The organism is Kocuria kalidii (assembly GCF_044462225.1).
GTDB classification, from domain to species: domain Bacteria; phylum Actinomycetota; class Actinomycetes; order Actinomycetales; family Micrococcaceae; genus Kocuria; species Kocuria kalidii.
This window is the reverse complement of record NZ_JBISWJ010000078.1, coordinates 1-17,197: the sequence shown is the minus strand read 5'-3', so window position 1 is coordinate 17,197 and position 17,197 is coordinate 1. Positions and strand designations below refer to the sequence as shown.

The window sequence follows — 17,197 nt, the reverse complement described above, 5'->3', positions numbered from 1 at the left end:
TCGGATCGACGGTGCCGGCCGCGGACGCGGGCCGGGGCATCAGGACAGGAACATGGCCACCAAGCTACGCTCGCGCCCGGCGCGCAGCAAGTGCTCCGGTGGGCGGTCCGCGCCCTCCCGGACGCCGGCCGGGGACCGTGCGGGCGCACCCGGACGGCCGGGGCACCGCGGTGCCGGTGGAGCTCTCCGGCTCCGCCGGCTGATCCGGGCAGGCCGACGTCACGTTCCGGGTCCCGGGGGCGATGCGGTCGACTCCCTCCGCCTCCGGGCGTAGCCTGCCGGACATGGACTCCCAGGTGCGGCGGTCGGTGTTCACCACCCGCGACCCGGCGGAGGGCCTCGCCGTGCTCGACGAGGTCTTCTCCCTCCGGGGAGTGCGGCGGTCCCCGCACGGCGCCTTCGACATGGGCCTGGCCACGACGGGCGTCGGCTCCCTGACCTACGACCGCGTGCGTCTGCGGGGCTCCTCCTGCGCGGGCCGGACGGACGGCGCCGGGGTGCTGCGGGTGTGCCACGTGACGGCCGGCGCGCTGACCGCCACCAGCGGTGGCGACCGCTTCCCCCGCACCGGGCCGTTCCTGTTCCCGCAGCGCACGTTCACCACCTGGTGGGAGGATCTCGAGGCGATCACCGTGGCCCTGGACCCCGCGGCGGTGGAGGACCACGCCCGGCGGCTGCTGGGGGACGACGCCTTCCGCCTCACGTTCTCGGGGACCCGCCCGGCGACGCCGGCCATGACCCAGTACTGGCTGGGGACCGTCTCCCACCTGGGCCGCGACCTCCTGCCCGACGACCACGCGATGAGCAATCCCCTGATCCGGTCCGAGCTCATCCGGTCCCTCACCACCGTGCTGCTGCACACCTTCCCCGGCTCCTTCCTGGAGCGCACCGAGGCCCCGGCCGGGCAGGCCCGTCCCGCCCCGGTCGGGGTGCGGAGGGCGGTGGCCTACATCGACGCGCACGTGGACGCCGACATCGGCCCGGCCGACATCGCGGCGGCGGCCAGGATGAGCGTCCGCGGACTCCAGGCGGCCTTCCGCCGGGAACTGGACACCACCCCGACCGCCTACCTGCGCGCCGCCCGTCTCGACGCCGTCCACCGCGAGCTGCTGGCCGCCGACCCCACCACCGGTTCGACCGTCGAGGCGGTCGCGGCGCGCTGGGGCTTCACCCACCGCGGACGCTTCGCCGCCGCCTACCGGGACCGGTACGGGCAGGCACCGGCCACCACCCTGCGGAGCTGAGCCGGGATGACCGAGGAGCCGGAGAGGCCGATGCACCGGTACGTGGCGACCACCGACCCGGAGGTGGCCAACGACGCCCTGCAGCAGATCTACACCAGTGCGCGCATGGGCACGGTCTCCGACGCGTCGTCCTTCCTGTACAGCCAGGACGTGCAGGGGGACGCCGATCTGAGTCTGAGCCGGCTCACCTTCCGCGGCAGCATCGCCGGCCGGATGGTGCTGGACGAGGTCTTCTCGGTGGTGCTGCCGCGCGCCGGGGGCGTCGACTGGACGATCGACGGCCGCTCGGGCACCGGGCTCGGGGTGTTCCTGGTGCAGCCGGGGCAGGAGTACTACGGCGAGGTGGACCAGCTGCTGGTCGACTCGGTCGCCCTCAGCCTGTCCACGCTGCGGGAGACCGCCCGCACGGTCTACGGGGACGAGGACCTGGAGGTCGCCTTCCACGATCCCCGCCCGCGCTCCCCGGCGCGGGAGCGGCACTGGCGGAGCACGGTCGCGCACGTGCAGCAGACCCTGTCCGACCCCGCGGTCTCCTCCGTGCCCCTGCTGCGCGCGGACCTGCTGCGGCAGATGTCGGTGGCGACCCTGGAGGCGTTCCCCCTCGCCGGGATCCCCGGGGTCCGGCGCGTCTCGGCCGCCGAGCAGCAGGCGGCCTACCGGCGCGCCGTCGAGTACCTGCACGCCGCCGTGTCCTCGCCGGTCACGGTCGAGGACGTCGCCCGCCACGTGGAGCTCAGCACCGTGGAGCTCACCCGGGCCTTCCGGGCCCACGCCGGGACCACACCGGGCGCCTTCCTGCGCGAGCTGCGGCTGACGGCCGCCCACGACGACCTCGTGCGCGGGGACGCGGGCCACGGCGACACCGTGCGCGGCATCGCCCGGCGCTGGGGCATGACCCACCCCGGGGACTTCGCGCGCCGCCACCGGCAGGCCTACGGCGAGAACCCGGCCGACACCCTGCGCCGCTAGGCCGTGCCCCGGCCGCACGTCCGGCCGCCGGGCCGCGGGCCGGGGTCACCGCCGTGGTCGTGGCACCCGTGCACGGACACGCTCGCCGGTCCCGTACCGGGGCCGGCGGTCCGCGGTCACAGGAGCGGCCAGGGGATCCGGCGACCGGTGACGTCGACCGGCAGGACCGCCTCGTCCAGCAGCCGGCGCACCCGCCGCCGCAGGGCGGCCACCTCCGTGGCGTCGAGGAGATCGGCGAGCTCGGCGGGGACGTCGTCGGCCAGCGGGGCGATGTCGTGGAGCAGGTCCTCGGGCACGGCCTCCCCGGAGAAGTCCCAGACGACGGTCCGCAGCTTGAACGCCGCCGCGAAGCACAGCCCGTGGTCGATCCCCCAGATCCGGCCGTCGGCCCCGCGCAGCACGTGGCCGCCCTTGCGGTCGGCGTTGTTGGCCACGAGGTCGAACAGCGCGATCCGGCGCAGGGCGTCGTGGCTGTCGGGGGCGGCGTCGTAGAGCGTGAAGTAGTGCTGCAGCGGGTCGTGCTCCACGAACCGCTGCAGGGACCCGGCGCCGAACGGGCCGTCCTGCCGCACGACGGTCGGCGGGACGAGGCCCCAGCCCAGGAACTCGCTCAGCACGTACGCGGCGCGCTCCCGGCGGTGCAGCCCGGGGCGGAAGTCGATCAGCGGCCGCTCGCCCTCCAGGGGCTTGTAGATCCCCCAGGCCGACTCCTCCTCGAGCGTGACCTCGACGAGCAGCGCCGAGTTGCTGCTCTCCCGGATCAGTCCGAGGAGCTCGATCCGGCCCTCCGTCAGGAGCACGAGCTCGCCCATCAGCGCCCGCTCACGACGCCCTCAGGCCGGCCAGCGGCTCGTCGGCGGCGTTGACCGTGAGCACCGCCGGCGCCTGCCCCGGTGCGTACGAGATCGCCGAGACCGAGCACGGGCTGACCACGATCCGCTGGAAGAGGTCCAGGTGCGTGCCCAGGGCGTGCGCGAGCGCCGCCTTGATCGGGTCGGCGTGCGAGAAGCAGACCACCACCCCGCCCTCGTGGAGCGCGCGCAGGCGGTCGACGGCCCCGACCATCCGCGCCTGCATCTCGGGGAAGCTCTCGCCGCCGGGGAACCGGAAGGTCGACGGTGCCCGCTGGACGGTGGACCAGGCCTTGAGCCGGGAGAGCCGGCTGAGCTCCTCGCCCGTCCACTCCCCGAAGTCGCACTCGAGCAGCCCCGGCTCCACAGCGGCCTCCCGGCCGGTCCGGGCCTCGGTCGGCGCCGCGGTCTCACGGGTGCGCTCGAGCGGGGAGGTGTACACCGCGTCGACGCGCACGCCGGAGAGCCGTTCCGCCACCCGGTCCGCCTGGGCCCGGCCGCGGTCGGACAGGTGCAGGCCGGGCGCGCGCCCGGGGAGGACCTTGCCCGTGGTGGGGGTCTCCCCGTGCCGCACGAGCAGGACGAGGGTGCTCCGTGGTGTCTTCCGCGTGACCATGATGCACCAGCGTACTGTCGCGGCCCCCGCGGCCGCAGGGGCCGTCCGCGGGCGGGGCCGCCGACGGCCCCGGGACCCGTCCTGCGGCACCCCTTGACGCCGGGGTTAGGTTGGCGCTGTGACAGATCGGACGGACCACCCCGACATCCGCACGCTCGGCGAGCTCCGCGCCGCCGGCGATGCCCACCGGACCCTGCGCCAGGAGATCCGCGAGAACCTCCTGCGGACGCTGGCCGAGGGCGGTGACCCCTGGCCGGGCCTGCACGGGCTCGGGCGCACGGTCCTGCCCCAGCTGGAGCGGGCGCTGCTCGCCGGCCACGACGTCGTGCTCCTGGGCGAACGCGGCCAGGGCAAGACCCGCCTGCTGCGCACCCTCGCGGGCCTGCTCGACGAGTGGTCCCCCGCCATCGAGGGGTCGGAGCTCAACGAGCACCCCCTGGAACCCCTGACCGAGGCCTCGCGGCGCCGGATCCTGCTCGAGGGCGACGAGCTGCCCGTGGTCTGGCGGCACCGGTCGGAGCGCTACGTCGAGAAGCTCGCGACCCCGGACACGTCCGTGGCGGACCTCATCGGGGACGTCGACCCGATGCGCGTCGCCGAGGGCCGGCGGCTCGGGGACCCGGAGACCATCCACTACGGGCTCGTGCCCCGCTCGCACCGCGGCATCGTGGCGATCAACGAGCTGCCCGACCTGGCCGAGCGCATCCAGGTGGCCATGCTCAACGTCATGGAGGAGCGGGACGTCCAGATCCGCGGGTACGTCCTGCGGCTGCCGCTGGACGTGCTGGTGGTGGCCACGGCCAACCCCGAGGACTACACGAACCGCGGCCGGATCATCACGCCGCTCAAGGACCGGTTCGGCGCCGAGATCCGCACCCACTACCCGCTCGAGCTCGAGGACGAGATCGCCGTGATCCGGCAGGAGGCCGAGCTGATCGCCGAGGTCCCGGACACGATCCTCGAGACCCTGGCCCGGTTCACCCGCCTGCTGCGGGAGTCCTCCGCGGTGGACCAGCGCTCCGGGGTGTCGGCGCGGTTCGCCATCGCGGGCGCGGAGACGGTCGCGGCGGCGGCGCTGCGGCGCGCCACGGTCCGCGGAGAGCCGGAGGCCGTCGCGCGGATGGTGGACATGGAGACGGCCACCGACGTCCTGGCCGGCAAGATCGAGTTCGAGTCCGGCGAGGAGGGCCGCGAGCGGGCGATCCTCGACCACCTGCTCCGCCGGGCGACCGCCGACACCGTCCGGGGCCGCTTCCGGGGTCTCGACCTCGGACCGGTCGTGGAGGCCTTCGACGGCCGTAGCACCGTGTCCACGGGCGACGACGTCTCCGCCCACGACTTCCTCGCCGGGCTCCCCGGCCTCCCGGAGCACGACGACGACGGGGCCGGCTCCGCCTACGACGAGATCGCCGCACGCCTCGGCGCGACCACCGCGGGGCAGCGCGCCAGCGCGATCGAGCTGGCCCTCGAGGGGCTCTACCTCGCCCAGAAGATCTCCAAGGACGCCGACGAGAGCGGCACCGTCTACGGCTGACCGACCGGACCGCACCGGGGCCGGCCGCCCCGCGACGACCGCCCGAGAACCACACAGGGACACAGCAGCGACACAGAGGGGGCGTCATGCCCGCACACCACCGGTCCTCGAGGTACGGCCGGTACACCGGGGGGCCCGATCCGCTGGCCCCGCCGGTGGACCTGTCCGAGGCGCTCGAGGCCGTCTCCGAGGACGTCATGGCCGGATACTCCCCGGAGGAGGCGCTGCGCGAGTTCCTCCGCCGGGGCGGCCGCGGCCGTGACGGCCTCGACGACCTGTCCTGGCGGGTGCAGCAGCGCCGGCGGGACCTCCTGAAGCGGCACAGCCTGGGCGGCACGCTCGAGGAGGCGAAGAAGCTGCTCGAGAAGGCCCTGCGCCTGGAGCGCGAGCAGTTCCTGCGGGACGCCCGGATGGACCCGATGGACCGCTCCTTCCGGGAGCTGCAGCTCGACGGCCTGCCGGACTCCACGGCCGCCGCCGTCAGCGAGCTCGCGTCCTACGACTGGCAGTCCCCCTCCGCACGGGAGGCGTACGAGCAGATCAAGGACCTCCTCGGCCGCGAGATGCTGGACCAGCGCTTCGCCGGCATGAAGCAGGCCCTCGAGAACGCCACGGACGCCGACCGGGAGGCCGTGGCCGAGATGCTCCAGGACCTCAACGCGCTGCTCGACAAGCACGGGCGGGGCGAGGACACCGACGAGGACTTCCAGGAGTTCATGGCCAAGCACGGGGACTACTTCCCCGAGGGCCCGCAGTCGGTCGAGGAGCTGATCGACGCCATGGCGCAGCGCGCCGCGGCGGCCCAGCGGCTGCTGAACTCGATGACCCCGGAGCAGCGCCAGGAGCTGATGCAGCTCTCCGCCCAGGCGTTCGGCTCGCCGGAGCTCATGGCGCAGCTCGGCCAGCTCGACGCGAACCTCCAGGCGCTGCGCCCCGGCGAGGACTGGGGCGGGTCGGAGGACTTCGGGGGCCAGGACGGCCTCGGCCTCGGCGACGGCACGGGCGTGCTGCAGGACATCGCCGAGCTCGACGCGCTCGCGGAGCAGCTCGCGCAGCACCACCGGGGCGCGAACCTGGACGACATGGACCTCGACGCGCTCGCGCGCCAGCTGGGCGACGACGCCGCGGTGTCGGCCCGGACCCTGGCCGAGCTGGAGCGGGCGATGCGGGGCAGCGGCTACCTGCAGCGCGGCGCCGACGGGGACCTGCGGCTCTCGCCCCGCGCGGTGCGGCGGATCGGGAAGGCGCTGCTGCGGGACGCCGCGCGGAACCTCTCGGCCCGGAGCGGCCGCCGCGACACCCGGCTGGCCGGGGCGGCCGGCGAGCCGTCCGGCGCCACGCGGGAGTGGCAGTTCGGGGACGCCGAGCCGTGGGACGTCACCCGCACCGTGACCAACGCGATCCGGCGCACGGTCGCGGAGGGCGGCGACGCCCGGCGGGGGCTGCGCCTCGACGTCCGCGACATCGAGGTGGCGGAGACCGAGGCGCGCACGCAGGCCGCCGTCGTCCTGCTCGTGGACACCTCGTTCTCCATGGCCGCCGAGGGACGCTGGGTGCCGATGAAGCGCACGGCGCTGGCGCTCCACCACCTCGTCTCCACCCGGTTCCGGGGGGATCAGCTGCAGATCGTCGCGTTCGGACGCTACGCCCGCGCCCTCCCGGTCGACGAGCTGACCGCCCTGCCGCCGGTGCGGGAGCAGGGCACCAACCTGCACCACGGGCTGCTGCTCGCCACGCGGTTCTTCCGCAAGCACCCGTCGATGCAGCCCGTCCTCCTCGTCGTCACCGACGGGGAGCCCACGGCCCACCTGCTGCCCGACGGCGAGAGCTGGTTCTCCTGGCCCACGGAGCCGCAGACCCTGCGCGCCACGGTCGAGGAGCTCGACCGGCTGGGGCGCATGGGGGCCCAGGCGACGTTCTTCCGGCTCGGCGACGACCCCGGGCTGGAGCGCTTCCTGGGGCGGATGGCGCAGCGGGTGGACGGACGCGTGGTGGCACCGGATCCGGGCGACCTGGGCTCCGCCGTCCTGGACGAGTACCTCAACGCCCGCTTCGCGGACCCCGACGACCTCTGACGGACGGCCCCGGCGACCACCGGGCAGCAATCCGCCGGGCCGCGGTCACCGGACCGAGGTCAGCGGGCCGCGGTGGATCCCCCGTCGGCCGGCGGGGTGGGGTCGGAGGGGCCGCCCGGGGCGCCGCCGGCCTCCCCCGGGGACCCTGCCGGGGACGGGGCCGCCGGGGAGGCCGCCGCCGAGTGCTTCCCGTGGTGCTCGCCCTGCGCCTCGTGGGCGCCGTGGGCGGCGTGCTCCGCCTCGTGCCCGCCCTTGCCGAAGGGCAGCAGCTCCCACACCAGCACCAGGACCGCGCCCCAGGCCAGGCCGAGGACCGCGGAGAAGAAGGTGTTCGTGAGCCAGGCGAGCGCCGCGCCGAGGGCGCCGGGGACGGCGTCGTGCACGAGCACCTCGACGTGGTGCACGGCCTCGTACGGGGCGGTCCAGCCCAGCTCGTCGAGGCCGACGAGGACGATGTGCCCGCCCACCCAGAGCATGGCGGCGGTGCCCACGACCGAGATGACCGCGAGCAGCCCGGGCATGCCCTTGACCAGCCCGTGGCCGATCTTCTGGACGGTCGGGGAGGACCGGCCGGCCAGGTGCAGGCCGAAGTCGTCCATCCGGATGATCAGGGCCACCACCCCGTAGACCAGGACGGTGATGCCGATGGCCACGACCAGCAGGATGGCCGCGCGCGAGAGCAGCGGCTCACCGGCCACCTCGTTGAGGGAGATGACCATGATCTCGGCCGAGAGGATGAGGTCGGTGCGCACCGCGCCGCCGACCATCGTGTCCTCCGCGTCCTTGCCCTTCTGGACCACCGGGGTCTTGGTCTTGGCCCCGTGGCCCGAGACCTTGGCCCAGATCTTCTCGGCGCCCTCGAAGCACAGGTAGCTGCCGCCGAGCATGAGGATCGGGGTCAGCAGCCACGGCGCGAACTGGCTCAGCAGCAGGATGACCGGGAGGATGAAGATCAGCTTGTTGCGCAGGGAGCCCTTGGTGATGCGCCAGATGATGGGCAGCTCCCGCGCCGGGGAGACGTCCTGGACGTACTGCGGGGTCACGGCGGTGTCGTCGACGACGACGCCGGCCGCCTTCATGCTCGCCCGGCCCGCGGCCGCGCCGATGTCGTCGACGGAGGCGGCCGTGACACGGGCCAGGGCGGCGACGTCGTCCAGCAGGGCCATCAGACCGCCGCTCATCGGAGGGCCTCCGACGCGGTCTCGGCAGGGGCGCACGCAGCCCCGGTGGTGATCAGCATGATGAAAGAGTAGGGCCTCGGAGGGCCGGATGGATCCGGATCCGGCGAACACGAGCCGAATCGTGCGCCGATCCGGCAGCACCGGCCCGAGCACGACACCCCGAGCACGACCCGAGCACACCGACCAGGAGGCACCGCCCCGTGGACCCCGATTCCCCGATCCCCGGACCGGCGAGCCGTCGCCGGCCCACGCCGCCCGCCCTGCACGTCGTCGTCCTCCCCGGCGGCGGGTACACGAGGCACGCGGACCACGAGGGCGAACCGGTGGCCCGGTGGCTCCGCACGCTCGGCCTCTCGGCCGGCGTCCTGCGCTACCCCGTGAGCTCCCGGCACCCCGGCCCCGTGCAGGCGGTGCGCGCGGAGGTGCGCCGGGTCAGGGAGGCCGGCGCCGAGCGGGTCGCCCTGCTCGGCTTCTCCGCCGGCGGGCACCTGGCGGGGCACGCCGCGCTCACCGCGTCCTCCTCGGGACCCGAGCGGGTCGACGCGGCGGTGCTCTGCTACCCGGTGGTGTCCATGGAGCTCGACACGCACCGGGGCTCCCAGGACGAGCTCCTGGGCCCGGAGCCCGCGGACGAGGTGCGGGCGGCCACGTCCCTCGACCGGCTGGTCACCCGGTCGGCGCCGCCGTTCTTCGTCTGGCACACCGCCGACGACGCATCCGTGCCGGTGCAGCACTCCTACCTGCTGGCCCAGGCGCTGGCGCGCCGGGACGTGCCCCATGCCCTGCACGTCTTCCCGCACGGGGCGCACGGTCTCGGGCTGGCCGCCGGCTCCGGAGCCCCCGCGTCCTGGCCGGCCCTGTGCGCCGCGTGGCTGGCGGGACTGGATCAGCGGGAGCCGGCGGACGGCACGCCGTGACACCCGCAGGTCCGGCCCCGTGGACCGGTTCGCGTTCCCGCGCGGACCCGCCCGGCAGGACGATGCCTCGACGCGGTCGGCAGGTCTCCCTCGGAGCCGAGGACCCACGGGGAGTTCCCCCGGCCGGGTCACCGGCCGGAAGACGGTCCCGTGCCACCTGCCCGGCCGTGGCCGCCTTCCGCGGACGGCTCCCAGGCGCCGCGCTCCCGGCGCGCGAAGGCGGCCAGGGACGTGGGGGCACGGCCGGTGACGATGCGGACATCGTCCGTGAGGTGCCCGGCGACCCCGAGACGGGCGGTGGCGTGGATGAGGGCGGTCGTCACCGCCATGCCCCGGTCCATCCCCAGCGTCGTGCGCGCGTGGCGGAGATAGGCGGCGACACCCGGTCGCCGGTAGCTGATGGTCCGGCCCAGCACGGTGCTCAGCCGGGCGGCGGCCTCGGTCCAGGTCAGCGCCTCCGCGCCGGTGGGAGTCCAGATCCGCCCTGCGTGGGCGGCCGGGTCCAGCAGCACCGCCGCGGCCACCGCGGCCACGTCGTGGGCGTCGACGAACGCGGTGCGCCCGTTGCCGGCCGGGACCACGACCTGGTCCCGCTCGCGGATGTCGGCCGCGAAGACCGTGGAGAGGTTCTGGTCGAAGTAGGACGGTCGCAGGAACGTCCAGTCCATCCCGGAGCGGCGCAACCACCGTTCGAGCGCGGCGTGCGGCAGGACCGGGACGTGCCCGGCGCCCTGGACGGAGAGCAGCACCACGTGGCGCACTCCGCCGGCCCGGGCGGCGACCAGGGCCGGGGCCATGTCCTCGGCGATGTCGGCCAGTCGGGGCGGGCGGACCAGGAACATGGTCTGCACGCCGTCGAAGGCCGGGCCCCACGTGCCGGGTTCGACGAAGTCGAACCCGACCCCCTCGGGATCCACCGGGTGGCGGGACGCCGGGCGGACCGCGGCCCCCTTGGCCCGCAGGGCCTCCACCAGCGGGGCACCGACGTTGCCGGTGGCGCCGGTGACCAGGATCGGGGACGACATCCCCCGACCCTACCGAACCACCAGGTGCTGACAGTGATGGGCATCGGAACGGCGTGGAAGTACGAGGAACACGCCTCCGCACCGGGATGTGTGGGACCTCAGCACGAAGAGGAGCCCCGTGCGGTTCCTCGGGCCCCCGCCACGGCAGTGTTTCCAGGCGGGCATGGACTGGTCCGCCCTGCGAGGCGCTGCACCTCGGTTCGTTAGGCTGTCGATGCGGGAGATCCGCCACGGGTTCCGCGGACCGGATGCGGCACCGGGGGGCACGATCCTCCGGCCCGCCGGATCCGGGGGCCGGAAGGCGGCTGGCACCGCTGGGCGCCGCGGTGCTCGCACGAGATGCCGCACCGTCCGCCAGGGGACGCGGACCGACCCGCCCCGACCCCACCACCCCGGAGAGGCACGCCATGCCCATGACGCCGTCGAGTGACATCACCGTCATCACCGCCGATCAGGTGTCCGACCACCTGCCCATGGGCACTGCCATCGCGGCCCTGGAGGATGCCCTCCGGTCCGGGCTGGACCCCCAGAACTCTCCCGCACGGACCAGCGTCCCACTGGAACAGGGCAGCTTCCTGCTCATGCCGGGCGAGCACGGCGCCTACGCCGGGGTCAAGGTCCTGACCGTGGCACCGGGAAACCCGGCGCGGGGACTGCCGAAGATCCAGGGCAACTACCTGCTCTTCGACGCCGACACCCTGCGACCGCTCGCGCTCATCGACGGCGAGGTCCTCACCGCCGTCCGCACCCCGGCCGTCTCCGCGCTGGCCGTCGAACGGCTCGCCCCGGCCGGAGCCTCCTCGCTGCTGGTCTTCGGCACCGGGCCCCAGGCGCTGTATCACGTGCGAGCCGTGGCGGCCGTGCGGAACCTGACGACGGTCACGGTGGTGGGACGGTCGGAGGCGAGGACCGAGGCTCTGCTCGGACGGCTGCGCGCCGAGGGCCACGACGCCCGCCGCGGCACCGCCGCCGACGTGGCCGAGGCCGAGCTGATCACGTGCTGCACCAGCGCCCGGGAACCGCTCTTCGACGGCGCCCTCGTGCGTGAGGACGCGGTGGTGGTCGCCATGGGATCGCACGAAGCGGACGCCCGCGAGGTCGACGACGCCCTGCTGATCCGCAGCACCGTCTACGTCGAGGACGTCGAGACCGCCCTCCGCGAGGCCGGCGACGTGATCATCGGCATCGAGCACGGAGCCATCACGAGCGAGGACCTGCACGACCTCTCCTCGCTGGTCCGCTCCGGACCCCGCACACGGTCGGGCCCCGCGTTCTTCAAGTCGGTCGGCATGGGCTGGGAGGACCTGATCACCGCCCGCGCCGCGTACGAGAACATCGCCCCGGCCCGGGGCTGAGGTCTGCTGCGCCGGGACAGACCGCTCTGCGTCACCCCACCGTCGACCCGCGGTTCGTCCGCGCGCACGGCGTCCGGGGAGGACTCGCGCCGGGCTCCACGTACTCCAACGGGGAGATCGTCCAGAAGCTCGACGCCTCGAGCACCCCGGTGCGCGAAGCCCTGCACGCCGACGAGGCCGCCATGAGCGCCGCCGGGCTGGAGCCCTGCGTGGTGGCCGGGGACCTGAGCGCGAAGAGCGGCTGCGCCACCGCCTGCTCACCGCGACCCTGCAGGACTCCGTCTACAGCGCGGGGTCGACCATCGTCATGCCGGCGACCGTCGCCGTGTCGAAGACCGGCAGCAGCGCGGCTGCCTCCTCGAGTCCGATGGTGCGTTCGACGAGCTTCTGGGGGTGCAGGACGCCCTGCTCGATGAGCGCCAGCATGGCCGGATAGTCGGCCGCCGCCATGCCGTGGCTGCCGAGCAGGTCGAGCTCCCAGCCGATGACCCGCGCCATCGGCACCCGCGGGTGGCCGTCGACCGGCGGCAGGAGACCGATCTGGACGTGACGTCCTCGTCGGCGGAGGCTGAGGACGGCATCGGCGCAGGTCTGTTCGGTGCCCACGGCGTCGACGGCGACGTGGCTGCCACCGCCGGTGAGGTCGGCGACAGCCGCAGCAATGTCGGACCCGTCCGCGCGCAGCGTGTGTTCCGCGCCGAGCCGGCGGGCGGTGGTGAGTGCTTCCTCGTTGCGGTCGACCGCGATCACCCGTCCGCCCAGCGCGCGGGCGATCATCACCGCGCTGAGACCCACACCGCCGACGCCGACCACGGTCACCCACTCCCCCTCGACGGCGCGCGCCCGGTCGGCCAGGGCCCGGTACGCCGTGGCGAACCGGCACCCCAGACCGGCCGCGGTGGCGAGGTCGACGCCCTCGGGGACGGCCACGAGGTTCGTGTCGGCGGCGTGCAGGGCGACGTACTCAGCGAAGGATCCCCAGTGGGTGAAGCCCGGCTGTTCCTGAGCGGGACAGACCTGTGCATTCCCGGATCGGCACCACTCGCACCGACCGCAGCCGCAGACGAACGGGACGGTCACCCGGTCCCCGGTCCTCCACCGGCGCACGCCCGCGCCGACGGCGACGACCTCTCCCGCCAGCTCGTGCCCCGGGACGTGGGGCAGGACGATGTCGTCGTGCCCGGCCCACGCGTGCCAGTCGCTGCGGCACATGCCCGTGGCCATCACCCGGACAACCACCCCGTCCGGTGGTGCCGTGGGCTCGGCCACGTCCCGGACCTCGGGCTGACCACGGACGGCATCGACCACCACTGCGCGCATGCACCGATCCTCGCACGGCCGCGCGGCACCGAGCCAGGTGACCAGGTTCCGGGCGTCCCCGCGGCCGGCGGCCGGTCCGTCGGCCGTGGGCGGCAGCCCTGGGTCCTCCGCGTCTGCCCCACCGGTTCACGCAGCGAGGTGCCGCCAGGTCGCTGGTTCGTTCCGCAGGAGCTCCTCGAGCGTCCAGGGACGGTGGCCCGTGACGTGTTCGATGGTGTGGCTGGTCACCGGGATCTCGCCGGTGGCGACTCCCTGGTAGGAGCCGCTCCACCCGGCGATCTCCCACTCCTCGGCACCTGCGCGGGAGGCGCGGGCCGCTTCGTCGGTCTCGGCGAGGTAGCCGATCGTGCGGCCGGTGACCGTGCTGAGGATGCGCGCCGTCTCGTGCAGGTCGATCGGCTCGGGACCGGAGACGTCGTAGATGCGGTCAGCGTGCACCGGGTCCAGCAGGGTCTCCACCGCCGGCCGGGCGATGTCGTGCCGGGCCACCCAGGCAACCTTGCCCCGCCCGGCCGGGCCGCGGATCACGCCGTCCTGGACGAGTTCCGGCACCTCGTCGGCGTACAGGGAGTTGCGCAGGGCGGTGAGCCCCAGCCCACTCTCGACGATGAGCTGCTCGGTCAGCGAGTGGTCGCGGGCAAAGGTGAAGGTGGCCTGCGGGGACGCACCCATGAAGGAGGTGTGGACGATCCGGCTCACCCCGGCCGCTTCAGCCGCGCGCACAGCACTGCGGTGCACGGGCATCCGGTCCACGCTCTCGGGCGCGGAGATCAGGAACAGCGTGTCCACACCGGCCAGTGCGGTGCGCATCGCGGATTCCTCCTCGAAGGAGGCGACCACGACCTCCGCGCCGTCCAGCTCGGGTGCGCGAGAGGGATCGCGCACGACGAGCCGCTGCGGCACTCCGCGCCCGGCGAGCATGCGGGCGACCCTGGATCCCAGTTGTCCGGTAGCTCCGGTGACGGCGATCGTTGCCACGCTGTTGCCCTCGTTCATCTCGCTTCCATGACCGGATTCACCCCAGCCCGGATGGTGTCCGACCGCCGGGCGGGCCGGAGGGGATGCAGGTTCCGACAGGAACGGCCGTTGAGGAGGCGGGACCGGGCTGCGTGGGGCCATGGGCTGGCTCATCGACACCACGCGCGAGAGCAGCGACCTCAGCGCTGAGCTGTCCCGTCAACACCGTGCCGTCGAAGATCAGACCGAGCGCCTGCTGCGGGCGAGCGGGTTCGACGGCGTACCCGCCGAGCTCGCCGTGGCACTGACCGATGGAGCCATGCTGAATTTCGTCGTGCGGCACCGGCCCGCCGTCGCCGCGACGGAGCGGTTGCCGCCCTCGTCCAACTCGTCCTCCACCCACGCCACCGCGGACCCATGAGAGGCGGCTGAGGATGATGCACAAGGTGAGATCTGACCCTGCATCAGCCCCAGCAGTGGGGGACCCTTATTGCAATGTCGTTCTCGTGGGACATGTCCGGTAACCGGCCATGTGTGAAGCGGAGGGGACGGATCCGCTCTCGGCTCTGCTGTCTACGGCCTACCTGGAACCGTTTCCGGGAAGCGGGGTGCAGCGCCCATGGAAGAGGTGTTCACTCTGCGCCGTCGGAGTTCTCGCGGTGGAGCAGCAGGCGGGCTTGTTCCGCCCCGACCTCGTCGTGATCCATCACCGGACCTCAGTTCTCCGGGTCCGGATGCCGCTGAAGGATCTGGCGGGCGACCTGAGCCATGGGGCGCCCGTGGGCGAGTGAGGCGGTGATCAACACGGCATGGGCGTCGTCGGGGTCGGTGGCCCGCTGTTCCATCAGCATCCCGGTGGCCCGGTCGATCGCCTGCCGGTCCTCCAACCCGGCCTGCAGCACAGCGCTGAGCCGTTGCGGGGCGTCGCGGGTCTGAGCTGCACCCCGCAAGGTGGCCGCCACTGCGGCCAGCAGGCCCAGCTGCTGCTCCTCGTGGTCGGTGAAGGCATCATCAACGGTGGCGTAGACCTTCATGGCGCCCAGGCACCGGTCCTGGAACACCAGCGGGACGCTGAGCATCGAGCGGATCCCCGAGGCTGCCGCGGCCGTCGACCACTCGGGCCAGCGGTCGTCGTCGGTGGTGTCGTTGATGCGCTGAGGCGTCGCGGTGGCCCAGGCGCTCAGGCACGGGCCGTTCCCGAGGTCGTACTGGAGCGCGTCGGCGGCTTCCACGAGTCGGTCGGTGGCCCCGGTGCTGGTCCTGGTGCCCTGGGCGTCGAGCAGGGGGACCCCGGCCCCGGCGGCGGCGGGGATGAGGTCCCGGACGACCTGGGCCAGCTGGTGCACCGCGACCGCAGCGTGCTCCTGGGACAGCAGCATGTTCTGGATGCGGGCGATGACCGTGGTCGACTCCGTCGCGGAGGATTCGGGTGGCATGAGGACCTCTCTCGGTCCGACGGGGCGGGTCGGGTCCACGGGGCACCGTGCGCCGTCATGACGGCCCCGATGGCCGATGGTTTCTCGCACGATGATTGCCCCGTTGCTCAGGGATACGCCGGGCCGTACAGGACCTGGCGACCGGTGTTTGACCACGGAGTGGGCGCCGCTTTTCTTGCCGTGGCCGCGGCGGGTCGGGAATCCGGAGACACGGGTGGCCTTCAGAGATGGTGATGCCCGCCCCGGCACGGGGTGGCCGGGCCGAGGCGGGTGTCACGATGCGTCCTGGTGCATCACCCCACCCGGAAGCCTCCGCCGACGGGGAAGCACGGGTCACCGGGGCGTCTGCGGCCGCTTCAGACGGCCTGGGCCACCGGGGCGTGGCGCAGGCGATGACCCTCGGTGGGAACCAGCTTGGGGAGCCCACTGCTGGCCTCGCGCACCCACAGCACCCCGAGGTGGTCTGCCACCTCGCTCACGGTGCCGGCATGGCGCAGGTGGTGCTGGTCCCATACTTCGATCCGGTCCCCGGGGCGCACCCGGTCCAGGTCATGGATCCATGGATCAGTGGTGGTCATGATGCTTCCTGTTCGAGTTCGTCCGGGGAGATTCAACGTGCTGCGCACGGCCCCGGGAATCCGCGCCCTGGTCCAGGGCGGGGATCCCCGCAGACCGGAAGGGGCTATCAGGCGGTGTAGTACTCGCGGCTGCCGGACTTGGCCAGCCCGCGGGACACCAGGTAGCCGATGGTCAGGTACGTGATGTACTCCATCGCCTGACGGGCGTCGAAGAGATCGGCGCCGTCCTCGGCTCCGCCGTCACCGACCAGGATGGCCGTCACGACGATGGCCACCAGCACTCCGAGGTAGGCGATGAACTCGGTGGTCTTGGTCGCGGCCTTGGTCTCGGTGGCCCGGCGCACTCCGGTGTCGGCAGTGGCAGCAGTCGTGGCAGCGGTGTGGGAAGCAGTGTTCGTCAAGGGATTCTCCTGAAGAAGTGAAAAAGGGGTCGCCGGATTCGGCAGGGCGCCGGACAGCAGATCGCCGTCGGCGCAGTCAGTGGAAGGCGGTGGACGCCGTGTGCTCGACGTCTTGCCTACGCCGTAGACTGTACGTGTAGACTACAGATTAAGCAAAGCCCCCTGATTGAAGGACCCTGATGCCCATGAGCTCCCCTGCCGCAGACCCCGACACCGGCCCCGTCGAGGACCCCGCACAGACCTCCGACGTCAGGGCGCGCAAGCCGCGGCTCAGCCGGGAGGTCGTGCTCACCGCCGCCCTGAAACTGGTGGACGCCGAAGGCCTGGAGGCCCTCTCCATGCGCCGGCTGGGCGCCGAACTGGACCGGGACCCCATGGCCCTGTACCGCTACGCGAAGAACCGGGCGGACCTCCTCGACGGGATCACGGAACGGGTGCTGGACCAGCTCGTCATCCCCACCGACGGCGACGACTGGCAGGACCAGCTGCGCGCCACCGCCCACGACGTCCGCGCCCTGGCCCTGGCCCACCCGCACGTGGTGCCGCTGCTGGTCACCCGGCCGCTGTCCACCCCGCTGGGACTGCGCCCGCTGGGCACCCTGCGCCCCCTGGAGAACATCCTGGCCCTGCTCATCGACGCCGGATTCGCCCCGGCCGATGCCCTGCACGTCTACCGGGCCTACTACGGGTTCCTCTACGGCCACATCCTCAACGAGCTCCAGGAGATCGTCGTGGACG

The 17,197-nt window shown here is 73.5% G+C and carries 17 protein-coding genes; 8 read left to right on the top strand and 9 right to left on the bottom strand.

Features of this window, described 5'->3' with window-relative positions; translation table 11 throughout:
* Positions 1–284: 284 nt before the first annotated feature.
* Positions 285–1,244: an AraC family transcriptional regulator gene (locus ACH9D3_RS11595; RefSeq protein WP_396399458.1), complete on the top strand. Its 960-nt coding sequence runs from the start codon at positions 285–287 to the stop codon at positions 1,242–1,244.
* 6 nt (positions 1,245–1,250) lie between these two features.
* Positions 1,251–2,213 (top strand): helix-turn-helix transcriptional regulator, encoded by a 963-nt coding sequence (locus ACH9D3_RS11590; protein WP_396399459.1) that lies wholly within the window; start codon positions 1,251–1,253, stop codon positions 2,211–2,213.
* 116 nt (positions 2,214–2,329) lie between these two features.
* Here the strand turns inward: ACH9D3_RS11590 and ACH9D3_RS11585 are convergent, their stop codons facing one another.
* Both ACH9D3_RS11585 and ACH9D3_RS11580 read right to left on the bottom strand, forming a co-directional pair.
* A complete protein-coding gene (locus ACH9D3_RS11585) occupies positions 2,330–3,025 on the bottom strand; it encodes an SCO1664 family protein (protein ID WP_396399460.1) in 696 nt (231 codons plus the stop codon).
* Positions 3,026–3,035: 10 nt separating this feature from the next.
* Entirely contained in the window at positions 3,036–3,680 is a 645-nt protein-coding gene (locus tag ACH9D3_RS11580) for an MSMEG_4193 family putative phosphomutase (RefSeq protein ID WP_396411032.1), read from the bottom strand.
* A gap of 118 nt (positions 3,681–3,798) precedes the next feature.
* Between ACH9D3_RS11580 and ACH9D3_RS11575 the strand changes: the two genes are divergently transcribed.
* Together ACH9D3_RS11575 and ACH9D3_RS11570 are read left to right on the top strand one after the other, a co-directional pair.
* Positions 3,799–5,214, top strand: a complete 1,416-nt coding sequence (locus ACH9D3_RS11575) for a magnesium chelatase (RefSeq protein ID WP_396411031.1) — start codon at positions 3,799–3,801, stop codon at positions 5,212–5,214.
* Between the two features lie 86 nt (positions 5,215–5,300).
* Positions 5,301–7,289 (top strand): VWA domain-containing protein, encoded by a 1,989-nt coding sequence (locus tag ACH9D3_RS11570; protein WP_396411030.1) that lies wholly within the window; start codon positions 5,301–5,303, stop codon positions 7,287–7,289.
* Positions 7,290–7,348: 59 nt separating this feature from the next.
* On the opposite strand, the gene ACH9D3_RS11565 is transcribed toward ACH9D3_RS11570, so the two are convergent.
* Entirely contained in the window at positions 7,349–8,470 is a 1,122-nt protein-coding gene (locus ACH9D3_RS11565) for a DUF808 domain-containing protein (protein ID WP_396411029.1), read from the bottom strand.
* A gap of 200 nt (positions 8,471–8,670) precedes the next feature.
* On the opposite strand from ACH9D3_RS11565, the gene ACH9D3_RS11560 reads away from it, so the two are divergent.
* Positions 8,671–9,387 carry a prolyl oligopeptidase family serine peptidase gene (locus ACH9D3_RS11560; RefSeq protein WP_396411028.1) on the top strand — a complete coding sequence of 239 codons (717 nt, stop codon included), beginning with the start codon at positions 8,671–8,673 and terminating at the stop codon, positions 9,385–9,387.
* Positions 9,388–9,515: 128 nt separating this feature from the next.
* Here ACH9D3_RS11560 and ACH9D3_RS11555 read toward each other — a convergent pair whose 3' ends face one another.
* Complete coding sequence (locus ACH9D3_RS11555) at positions 9,516–10,412, bottom strand: NmrA family NAD(P)-binding protein (protein WP_396411027.1); 897 nt, start codon at positions 10,410–10,412, stop codon at positions 9,516–9,518.
* Between the two features lie 413 nt (positions 10,413–10,825).
* Here ACH9D3_RS11555 and ACH9D3_RS11550 point away from each other — a divergent pair, with 413 nt between their 5' ends.
* Positions 10,826–11,767 carry an ornithine cyclodeaminase family protein gene (locus ACH9D3_RS11550; RefSeq protein WP_396411026.1) on the top strand — a complete coding sequence of 314 codons (942 nt, stop codon included), beginning with the start codon at positions 10,826–10,828 and terminating at the stop codon, positions 11,765–11,767.
* 282 nt (positions 11,768–12,049) lie between these two features.
* Here ACH9D3_RS11550 and ACH9D3_RS11545 read toward each other — a convergent pair whose 3' ends face one another.
* The gene (locus tag ACH9D3_RS11545; protein ID WP_396411025.1) at positions 12,050–13,087 is read right to left on the bottom strand and encodes a zinc-dependent alcohol dehydrogenase family protein; all 1,038 of its coding nucleotides are present in this window, start codon (positions 13,085–13,087) and stop codon (positions 12,050–12,052) included.
* Between the two features lie 126 nt (positions 13,088–13,213).
* The gene (locus ACH9D3_RS11540) at positions 13,214–14,083 is read right to left on the bottom strand and encodes an NAD(P)H-binding protein (protein WP_396411024.1); all 870 of its coding nucleotides are present in this window, start codon (positions 14,081–14,083) and stop codon (positions 13,214–13,216) included.
* Between the two features lie 121 nt (positions 14,084–14,204).
* On the opposite strand from ACH9D3_RS11540, the gene ACH9D3_RS11535 reads away from it, so the two are divergent.
* Positions 14,205–14,465, top strand: coding sequence for a hypothetical protein (locus ACH9D3_RS11535; protein ID WP_396411023.1), 261 nt, complete (start codon positions 14,205–14,207; stop codon positions 14,463–14,465).
* Positions 14,466–14,760: 295 nt separating this feature from the next.
* Here ACH9D3_RS11535 and ACH9D3_RS11530 read toward each other — a convergent pair whose 3' ends face one another.
* From ACH9D3_RS11530 to ACH9D3_RS11520, 3 genes are all read right to left on the bottom strand, one after another.
* Positions 14,761–15,480 carry a GAF domain-containing protein gene (locus ACH9D3_RS11530; RefSeq protein WP_396411022.1) on the bottom strand — a complete coding sequence of 240 codons (720 nt, stop codon included), beginning with the start codon at positions 15,478–15,480 and terminating at the stop codon, positions 14,761–14,763.
* A gap of 356 nt (positions 15,481–15,836) precedes the next feature.
* Complete coding sequence (locus tag ACH9D3_RS11525) at positions 15,837–16,058, bottom strand: hypothetical protein (RefSeq protein ID WP_396411021.1); 222 nt, start codon at positions 16,056–16,058, stop codon at positions 15,837–15,839.
* A 107-nt stretch (positions 16,059–16,165) separates the two neighbouring features.
* Complete coding sequence (locus tag ACH9D3_RS11520; RefSeq protein WP_396411020.1) at positions 16,166–16,459, bottom strand: hypothetical protein; 294 nt, start codon at positions 16,457–16,459, stop codon at positions 16,166–16,168.
* Positions 16,460–16,644: 185 nt separating this feature from the next.
* Between ACH9D3_RS11520 and ACH9D3_RS11515 the strand changes: the two genes are divergently transcribed.
* Positions 16,645–17,197 (top strand): TetR/AcrR family transcriptional regulator C-terminal domain-containing protein (locus ACH9D3_RS11515; protein WP_396411019.1); only part of this gene is annotated, 553 nt, incomplete at its 3' end.

Excerpts from the sequence above, each read along its gene's own strand:
- ACH9D3_RS11595 (WP_396399458.1), top strand. The coding sequence starts at position 285 with ATGGACTCCCAGGTGCGGCGGTCGGTGTTCACCACCCGCGACCCGGCG.
- ACH9D3_RS11590 (WP_396399459.1), top strand. The coding sequence starts at position 1,251 with ATGACCGAGGAGCCGGAGAGGCCGATGCACCGGTACGTGGCGACCACC.
- ACH9D3_RS11585 (WP_396399460.1), bottom strand. The coding sequence starts at position 3,025 with ATGGGCGAGCTCGTGCTCCTGACGGAGGGCCGGATCGAGCTCCTCGGA.
- ACH9D3_RS11580 (WP_396411032.1), bottom strand. The coding sequence starts at position 3,680 with ATGGTCACGCGGAAGACACCACGGAGCACCCTCGTCCTGCTCGTGCGG.
- ACH9D3_RS11570 (WP_396411030.1), top strand. The coding sequence starts at position 5,301 with ATGCCCGCACACCACCGGTCCTCGAGGTACGGCCGGTACACCGGGGGG.
- ACH9D3_RS11565 (WP_396411029.1), bottom strand. The coding sequence starts at position 8,470 with ATGAGCGGCGGTCTGATGGCCCTGCTGGACGACGTCGCCGCCCTGGCC.
- ACH9D3_RS11555 (WP_396411027.1), bottom strand. The coding sequence starts at position 10,412 with ATGTCGTCCCCGATCCTGGTCACCGGCGCCACCGGCAACGTCGGTGCC.
- ACH9D3_RS11550 (WP_396411026.1), top strand. The coding sequence starts at position 10,826 with ATGACGCCGTCGAGTGACATCACCGTCATCACCGCCGATCAGGTGTCC.
- ACH9D3_RS11545 (WP_396411025.1), bottom strand. The coding sequence starts at position 13,087 with ATGCGCGCAGTGGTGGTCGATGCCGTCCGTGGTCAGCCCGAGGTCCGG.
- ACH9D3_RS11540 (WP_396411024.1), bottom strand. The coding sequence starts at position 14,083 with ATGAACGAGGGCAACAGCGTGGCAACGATCGCCGTCACCGGAGCTACC.
- ACH9D3_RS11535 (WP_396411023.1), top strand. The coding sequence starts at position 14,205 with ATGGGCTGGCTCATCGACACCACGCGCGAGAGCAGCGACCTCAGCGCT.
- ACH9D3_RS11530 (WP_396411022.1), bottom strand. The coding sequence starts at position 15,480 with ATGCCACCCGAATCCTCCGCGACGGAGTCGACCACGGTCATCGCCCGC.
- ACH9D3_RS11525 (WP_396411021.1), bottom strand. The coding sequence starts at position 16,058 with ATGACCACCACTGATCCATGGATCCATGACCTGGACCGGGTGCGCCCC.